We start from the raw sequence: 7,110 nt of genomic DNA, 5'->3' as shown, positions 1-7,110 counted from the left end.
CCTGCTAATCCCCCCCCCGCCGCGTCCGGGGGGCGGCCGGCGGTGGGGGGCCGGCGGTGGGGCGGCCCCCCACCACCAGCCGGGCGGCTGTGGTGGCGCGGCGGTCGAGAGTCCGCCCGGCGGGTGCGCGGCTATGCGGTGGGGATGTCCGGTGCCTGCCCGTGCCCGTATGGTTCGGCGGCGTTCCAGACGGTGGTGAACTGCTCGTAGAAGTAGTCGAACCACTCGCCGTCTCGTTGGCGGATCAGCCGGAAGGTGGGTCGTAGTTCGTGCCGGCCGCCGACGGAGCCGAGCCGTAGTTCCATCGATCCGTCGTCCAGGCCGGGGTCGTAGGCGTAGAGGGTGTACGGGGGCAGGTAGTCGACCAGGCGTACCTCCAGGCCGTCGCCCTGGGTGAGTCGCCGGTCGAGCAGCCCGAGGTTGATGGCCAGTCGTTCCTCCAGGGTCTGCCGCCCCCATGCGGGCCCGGCCCGGAAGGCCAGCATGGACATCGCCGCTCCACCGGGGTTGATCAGCAGGACCTTGACCCGGACGTCGCGGGCCAGCGCCTGACCGAGGTAGATGTCCAGGTAGGGGATGTGCATCGACAGGGTCGTTCCCCACAACCACACCTCGTCCTGGGCCTGCTGGATGAGGTGGGAGATCTCGATCAGGTCGTCCTGCTCGGCGAAGAACCGGTTGGCGGACACGGGCTGGGTCAGGTCCCCGAGCCGCCGCTGGCGGGTCTGGATCGACTTCGACTTGTGGATCCGGTCGAGGGCGTCGAGCCAGGCGGAGACCTCGCGGTCGTCGTGCACCTCGCAGGCGGCGAGGAGGTTGAGCAGGAGTTGGCGGCTGGGTGGCCGGGCTCCGGAGCGTGCCTCACCGAGCGACGTGCGCGGCATCGGCCGGTTGTAGGCGATCCCCCACGACTCCAGCTCACGCAGGGACAGGTTCCCGTGGCGGGACAACAGGCTCCGGATGCACCCCGCCAGCCCCTCCGCCGTCTGCACCGACGACAGATCAGACACCATGCTGTGGTCAGACATTGTTCCTCCCGGACGGTCTTCGATGCGGCGAGTATTGATGACCGCCGGTGCGTCCGGCACCGGACGGCGCGTCCGACCGGACACACTCGACGGTCCGATGTCCGACCGGGTCCAGGCGGATCATCGGACAGCACCGACGTCCCGGAACAATGGTTGATCTTGCTGGACGGGTGGCTGTGAGCGCCTGCTGGTGACATGCCCTCCGACATGCCTCCCCCGCCGAGCACCTGCCGACACGACGCACATCCCGAGACCGACGGCGACCACACCCGTAGCCTGCGGGCCAGGATCATCCCGCTGGTGACCGCCGGTGTCGCCTCCGGCATCGCCCGAGCAGTCACCGCATGGTTCCTCGACCACCTCGGCCTCTAGCCGGCCGCTGGTGAGCGTGTGTGAGCGCGGCAGGTGTTCGCCACGGTCCACACGACCCGGTTCGGGGGGTGCGTGCGGGTCCCCTCCAGCCGGCACCGCTGCCGGATGGTTCCACTCGACGTCGCTTGTCTGCTGCCGAATTCGTAGCGGGCGGATCTGAGACGACCGTTGATGCGCCGCTCAGGTCGGGTGACCGAACCGGATACCGGGCGCACGCACGAGCGCGGTGGTGTCCAGGTCCCCTCACGTGGGCAGGGCCCGGTCGACGCAGTCGTCGGGCCGGGTCAGCAACGCGTCGACGTCCCGGTGGGCGTCGTCGGGGTCCATCCGGTCGGAGAAGGGAACATCCGCGGCCGCCGCCCACTGTCGGCACCTGGCGGCTGCCCTGTCCCTCCCCCGGGTGGGCGCTGGCACGTGGTGGCCTACCTGGTCAGGCACCGACGAGATCCCGCGGGCCGGGTGTGCACCCTGAGCCGCTGCGGGGCGGCACCTCGGTTGCTACGACCCGGCGGGAGGGATCAGTTCGTCGGGTGGGGGTCGGCGGTGAACGCCGCGGCGTGGTCGGCAACCCACTGTCGGAACGTTCGTGGGGGCGTTCCGAGGATGTCGGCCACGCTGGGGGTGAGGTACGCCGGCTGTCCCAGCGCGGCGTTCCATGCGTTCAGGAGCATGTCCACCGCCGGGCGTACGGATTCCGGGGTCCCCCGCCGGAACTCGTCGGGTGACAGTTCCTCGAACGCGATCGGGCGGCCCAGGACGTCACCGATGATGCCCACCTGCTCGGCCTGGCTGAGGGACTCGGGGCCGGTCAGGACGTGGTCGCCACCGACGTGTCCCTCCTCGATCAGCGTCCGTGCGACGACCGCCGCCACGTCGCGGTCGTCGACGGGTGCCGTCTCGGCCGCCCCGTACGGCCACCGGACCGGGCTGTCGGCACGGATCGCGGCGGCCCACCAGAGCAGGGCGTTCGACGCGAACATTCCCGGCCGGACGACCGTCAGGCCGAGTCCGGTGCCGGTGATGAGCCGCTCGACCTCGGCGTGCAGCGCCGCCATCGGGTTCGGTTGCTGGAAGAACGGGTGCGGGGTCCGGTGCGGCGCGGACAGGTAGACGACGCGCTGTGCGCGGGCGGCCAGCCGGTCGACGACGGCCGCCGCGGTCTGCGGTGGGGCGGTCCAGACCAGGAAGACCGTGCTGACGGCGTGCAGCGCGGCGTCGAGGGATGCGGGCACGGTGAGGTCGCCGGTGACGACCTCGACGGTGGCGGGCAGCGTCGCCGCCGACTCGGAGCGGCGCACGAGGGCACGGACCGGCACGCCCGCGTCGGTCAGCAGGTCGATCACGCATCGTCCGACCCGGCCGGTCGCCCCGGTGACGAGCACCGGCGGCCGGTCGAGCGGTGCCGTGGTAACCGGGCTGTTGGCGGCGGGGGTGCGGGGGGTGTCTGCCTGCTTCATGACCCCATGAAAGCGTTACCGAGTTAAAAATGCAACCCGGTAACGAATGTTACCCTGACAGAATGGTCGAACGGGTCGGGCTGCGAGCACGCAAGAAGGCGCGGACCCGGGATGCGATCGCCGACGTGGCGATCTCGCTGTTCCTGACGCACGGCTTCGACCGGGTGTCGGTGTCCGACGTCGCCGCAACGGCCGAGGTGTCGAAGCCGACCCTGTTCCGCTACTTCGCGACGAAGGAAGACCTGATCCTGCACCGGTTCGCCGACCACCAGGGCGAGGCCGCACGGGTGGTACGCGACCGGCGGCCCGACGTGACGCCGATGGCGGCGTTGCACCGGCACTTCCGGGCCGGCCTCGACCGCTTCGAGCCGGTCACCGGCCTCAACGATCAACCCGAGGTGGTGGCGTTCCACCGGCTGGTGTTCACCACACCGAGCCTGGCGGGACGACTCGTGCAGTACACGCTCGACGACGAGGACGCGCTGGCCGACGCCCTCGACCGGGGCATCGAGGGCCGACTCCAGGCCGCCCAGGTGATCGCGGTCCACCGCGTACTGGCCCGGACCAACTGGCGCAAGATCGCCGACGGGCGGACCGCACGCGACGTCCACCCCGAGGCGGTGGCCGACGCGGACCGGGCCTTCAGCCAACTGCGCCACGGAACGGACGACTCCTAGCCCCGCTCGCGGTCGTCACGCCGTCGTCGGCCCGACCGCCGCAGGACCGTTCCCGGCGGGGACCGCCTGACCGGCATGGCGCAGGCACCAGAGGCGACGGGCGAGCGCGACCGCCCCCAGCACACAGCTGAGGAGGGACAGCAGTGGCAGCAGTGGCAGCAGCCAGGCGAAGACGATCCAGTACCCGACGTCGAAGGTCGCGCCGAAGAGCAGGATCGGCAGCACCGCGGGCAGTGTCGCGCCCAGCACCGTCGCCAGGGTCAGGGGAACGAGCCGCAGGATCAGCAGCGGTCGTCGCGTCGTACGGCGTCGGACGGCCCAGCGGCGCGCCCGGACGGCCGCGGTGACCAGCAGCGCCGCCAGCACCACCGTGAGCCCGAGCAGGACCGCGTTCACGGTGTCGAGCGGATTGCTCATCGGCCGTGTCGGTGTCCCGATCCGTTCGGCGAGAAGGTTGGCCGACAGCTCGCCGGGCGCACCGACGCTGTTGGTCAGGACGACGGCGGCCCTGCCCGTGGTGGGCGAGAAGACCATGTCCCCGGTCCACGTCGCCAGGGTCCCGCCGTGGCCGATCATCGGCGGGGTGCCGGCGGCGGCCGGACGGGCCTGCCAACCCAGGGCGTAGTCGCCGGCCCCGGGCTGGACGGTGTGCAGCTCGGTCAGGGCGGCGGTGCTGAGCAGGCCGGCGCCGGGGCCGCCCTGGTTGAACCGCAGCCACCGCACCATGTCGTCCAGGGTCGAGATCACCCCGCCGTTGCCGGCGCACGTCCCCGGCATCTCCGGCACCGCGACGGCGAACCCGAGCACGACCTCGTACCCGGACGGCAGCCCCTCGGCGCGATCGGAACACCCCGGCGTCGAGCGGGTGTGGGTCATCCCCAGCGGGGTGAACAGCTCGGCACGCAGGAACTCGTCGAAGGGCTCACCCGACACCACCTCGACGATCCTCGCCGCGATCGTGAAGTTGGTGTTGTGGTAGACCGCCTTGCTGCCCGGAGCGGCGGCCAGGGTCTCGTCGGCCAGCCGGGCCACGGCCTGCCGCGCGTCGCGCGGGGGCGGGAACACGTAATCGTTGTTCGTGCCGGCCGACAGGCCCGAGGTGTGGCTGAGGAGGTGCCGCACGGTGATCGCGGTGAAGCGCGGATCGGCCATCCGGAAGTCGGGAAGGACCGTGACGACCGGGTCGTCCAGCACGACGCGGCCCCGGTCGACCAGCAGCATGACCGCTGTCGCCGTCATCGACTTGCTCATCGACGCGATCCGGAACGGCGTCCCCGTCGTCACCGCGTTGCCGTCCCCGTCCCGGCCGCGGACGGTCGTCTCGATCGACGAGCCGTCGATCACGGCCGCCGCGACCCCCGGCGTCGCGTAGGCGGAACGGTAGTCGTCGACCAGCCCTCTGCCGGTGGCGTGGGCCGGCGTCGCCGAGGCGAGCAGTACGGCGACGAGCACAGCGGCGACGGCGGACAGGGAGGTCACCCGGGGAGAACGCAGACGTTGGAGAGGCACGACGTCGAACCTAGGCAGGCCGTCACCGACGGTCATCACACCACGGGGTGAGCCGGCACCCCCCGGCGGAGTGAAATGTCAGTCGGGCAGATCGTGCCGACCGACCAGCCCGTTCTCGTACGCGTGGATCACCACGTGCACGCGGTCGCGCAGGTCCAGCTTCTGCAGCACGGCCCGGACGTGCGACTTCACCGTGTTCTCGCTCAGCACCAGTTCCGCGCAGATCTCGCCGTTGGACCTGCCCCGGGCGAGCAGGCCGAAGATCTCGACCTCGCGCGGGGTGAGGCCGTCCAGCGCCCCCGTCCGGCGCGTCGGCACCTGCCGGACGAGATCGAGGACCGTCGCCGCCACCCCCGGGGCCAGCGCCGACGTCCCGGCGGCCACGTCACACACGGCCTGCGCCAGGACGGCGGGCCGGACGTCCTTGGTCAGGTAGCCGCTCGCGCCGGCCCGGATGGCGGCCACGACCAGGTCGTCGTCATCGAACGTCGTCAGCATGAGCACCCGGGTCGCCGGTGCGATCCGGACGATCTCCGCCGTGGCGGCCACCCCGTCCATGCGGGGCATGCGGATGTCCATCAGCACCACGTCGAGACGGTGCCGCCGGACGACCTCGACCGCGTCCCCGCCGTTCGCGACGTCGTGGGTGACCTCGATGCGTTCGTCGGCCGACAGGACCGTACGCAACGAGGTCCGCAACAGTTCCTGATCGTCCACCAGCATCACCCGGATCCTGGTCATGCCCCCTCCTTCGTGGGCAGCAGCGCTCGCAGCACCCATCCGTCGTCCCCCTCCGTCACCGACAGGGTGCCCCCGGCGGCGCGCACGCGTTCCCCGACGCCCAGCAGGCCGGTGCCGCGGCTGCCGGGGGCGCGGAGCGCCGACCTGCCGGGGACGCGGAGCGCCGACCTGCCGGGGGCGCGGAGCGCCGAGCCGCCGTCGTCGCGTACCTCCACCTCCAGCCCGGCCGGACCCCACCGGAGCTGAACGGTCACCTCGACCGGCGGTTCGAGGTGCCGCAGCGCGTTGGTGACGCCCTCCTGCACGGTACGGAACGCCGCCACCTCGGCGCTCAGGCTCAGCGGCCGCCGCGGGCCCACCTCCGCGAACGTCACCGCGTGCAGCGGGCTGGCCGCCGAGGACACCAGGTCGGCGACGGCGTCCAGCGAGATCGGCACCCGGTCGCGCCGGGCACCGGCGCGCGGTGCCGTGGTGGCCGGCCCCAGGGTGGCCAGCATCGCCCGCAGACCCTGGTGGGCGTCCCGGCCCGCCTCGGCGATGTCGCCGAGTTCACGGCGGGTCGCCGGATCCGTCGTCGTCACCGCCGCGGCCTCGATCCGCGCGACCATGACGGTGACCGTGTGGGCGATCACATCGTGCAGGTCACGGCGGATGCTGGCCCGCTCGTCCGCGACGGCCGCGGCCAGCCGTCCGCTCTCGGCCCGCCAGCCCGCCTCGCGCCGCCGACGCGCCAGCAGGGCCGCACCCCACACCCCGCCGACCACGAGCGTCAGCAGCCCGCCCTCGGCAAAGAGGGTCCATCCGGGGATCTCGGGGGGCAGCCGGTCCCAGGCGACCAGCTCGGTGAGGACGATCCCGAGCACGGCAACCGCCAGCGCGGCCACCGAGAACCTGACCGGGACGAGGCCGGTCAGCCGCCACAACGTGACGGGGAACCACAGGGCCGACGGCAGCAGGATCGCCGACCAGCTCGGAAAGGAGATCGTCGCCAGGACGAGCATACCCAGCGCGGCGGTCGCGTACCCCGGCCACGGCCGGCGGCGGGACACCACGGCCGCCCCGTGGAGCAGGACGGCGGCACCCGCCGCGGCGAGGACCTGCCACCCGGCCGCGCCGTAGTACCGGTTGCCCACCAGGGTGAGCACCGTCAGCACAGCCAGGACCCCGTGCGCCGTCACCGTCGCCGGCCGGGCGTCCTGGCGTGGGGTGGCTGTCACGGTGGTCGCCTTCTGGTGGGTTTCCTGGTGCGAGCCGAGCCCGTCACGACGTGCCACAGAATAGCCAGGCAGGCGGCGCCCCGCGCCGGTTCCCGCACCCCTTCGCGTA

The 7,110-nt window shown here is 72.3% G+C and carries 8 protein-coding genes; 2 read left to right on the top strand and 6 right to left on the bottom strand.

The features are described from left to right. Positions 1–131 precede the first annotated feature (131 nt). Entirely contained in the window at positions 132–1,028 is an 897-nt protein-coding gene (locus tag ACOJTC_RS05135) for a hypothetical protein (RefSeq protein ID WP_420115961.1), read from the bottom strand. Between the two features lie 207 nt (positions 1,029–1,235). On the opposite strand from ACOJTC_RS05135, the gene ACOJTC_RS05130 reads away from it, so the two are divergent. Continuing rightward, the gene (locus tag ACOJTC_RS05130; protein WP_420115960.1) at positions 1,236–1,400 is read left to right on the top strand and encodes a hypothetical protein; all 165 of its coding nucleotides are present in this window, start codon (positions 1,236–1,238) and stop codon (positions 1,398–1,400) included. Between the two features lie 243 nt (positions 1,401–1,643). Here the strand turns inward: ACOJTC_RS05130 and ACOJTC_RS05125 are convergent, their stop codons facing one another. Both ACOJTC_RS05125 and ACOJTC_RS05120 read right to left on the bottom strand, forming a co-directional pair. Continuing rightward, positions 1,644–1,838: a hypothetical protein gene (locus ACOJTC_RS05125; protein WP_420115959.1), complete on the bottom strand. Its 195-nt coding sequence runs from the start codon at positions 1,836–1,838 to the stop codon at positions 1,644–1,646. A gap of 80 nt (positions 1,839–1,918) precedes the next feature. Further along, entirely contained in the window at positions 1,919–2,857 is a 939-nt protein-coding gene (locus ACOJTC_RS05120; protein ID WP_420115958.1) for an NAD(P)H-binding protein, read from the bottom strand. 62 nt (positions 2,858–2,919) lie between these two features. On the opposite strand from ACOJTC_RS05120, the gene ACOJTC_RS05115 reads away from it, so the two are divergent. Then, on the top strand, positions 2,920–3,534 hold the full coding sequence (locus tag ACOJTC_RS05115; protein WP_420115957.1) for a TetR/AcrR family transcriptional regulator: 615 nt from the start codon (positions 2,920–2,922) through the stop codon (positions 3,532–3,534). A 15-nt stretch (positions 3,535–3,549) separates the two neighbouring features. Here ACOJTC_RS05115 and ACOJTC_RS05110 read toward each other — a convergent pair whose 3' ends face one another. The 3 genes from ACOJTC_RS05110 to ACOJTC_RS05100 all read right to left on the bottom strand — a co-directional run bounded on the left by ACOJTC_RS05110 (position 3,550) and on the right by ACOJTC_RS05100 (position 7,001). After that, positions 3,550–5,043, bottom strand: a complete 1,494-nt coding sequence (locus ACOJTC_RS05110; RefSeq protein WP_420115956.1) for a serine hydrolase domain-containing protein — start codon at positions 5,041–5,043, stop codon at positions 3,550–3,552. A 78-nt stretch (positions 5,044–5,121) separates the two neighbouring features. Next, a complete protein-coding gene (locus ACOJTC_RS05105; protein ID WP_357927449.1) occupies positions 5,122–5,784 on the bottom strand; it encodes a response regulator transcription factor in 663 nt (220 codons plus the stop codon). Beyond that, positions 5,781–7,001 carry a sensor histidine kinase gene (locus ACOJTC_RS05100; protein ID WP_420115955.1) on the bottom strand — a complete coding sequence of 407 codons (1,221 nt, stop codon included), beginning with the start codon at positions 6,999–7,001 and terminating at the stop codon, positions 5,781–5,783. Before ACOJTC_RS05100 ends, ACOJTC_RS05105 begins: the two co-directional genes overlap by 4 nt. Between the last annotated feature and the right edge of the window lie 109 nt (positions 7,002–7,110).

Origin of the sequence: Micromonospora sp., assembly GCF_048594385.1 — a bacterium.
Lineage (GTDB): Bacteria > Actinomycetota > Actinomycetes > Mycobacteriales > Micromonosporaceae > Micromonospora > Micromonospora wenchangensis.
Note: the sequence above shows the minus strand (reverse complement) of the source record. Positions and strands in the feature narration are given on the sequence as shown.

Excerpts from the sequence above, each read along its gene's own strand:
- ACOJTC_RS05135 (WP_420115961.1), bottom strand. The coding sequence starts at position 1,028 with ATGTCTGACCACAGCATGGTGTCTGATCTGTCGTCGGTGCAGACGGCG.
- ACOJTC_RS05130 (WP_420115960.1), top strand. The coding sequence starts at position 1,236 with ATGCCTCCCCCGCCGAGCACCTGCCGACACGACGCACATCCCGAGACC.
- ACOJTC_RS05120 (WP_420115958.1), bottom strand. The coding sequence starts at position 2,857 with ATGAAGCAGGCAGACACCCCCCGCACCCCCGCCGCCAACAGCCCGGTT.
- ACOJTC_RS05115 (WP_420115957.1), top strand. The coding sequence starts at position 2,920 with ATGGTCGAACGGGTCGGGCTGCGAGCACGCAAGAAGGCGCGGACCCGG.
- ACOJTC_RS05105 (WP_357927449.1), bottom strand. The coding sequence starts at position 5,784 with ATGACCAGGATCCGGGTGATGCTGGTGGACGATCAGGAACTGTTGCGG.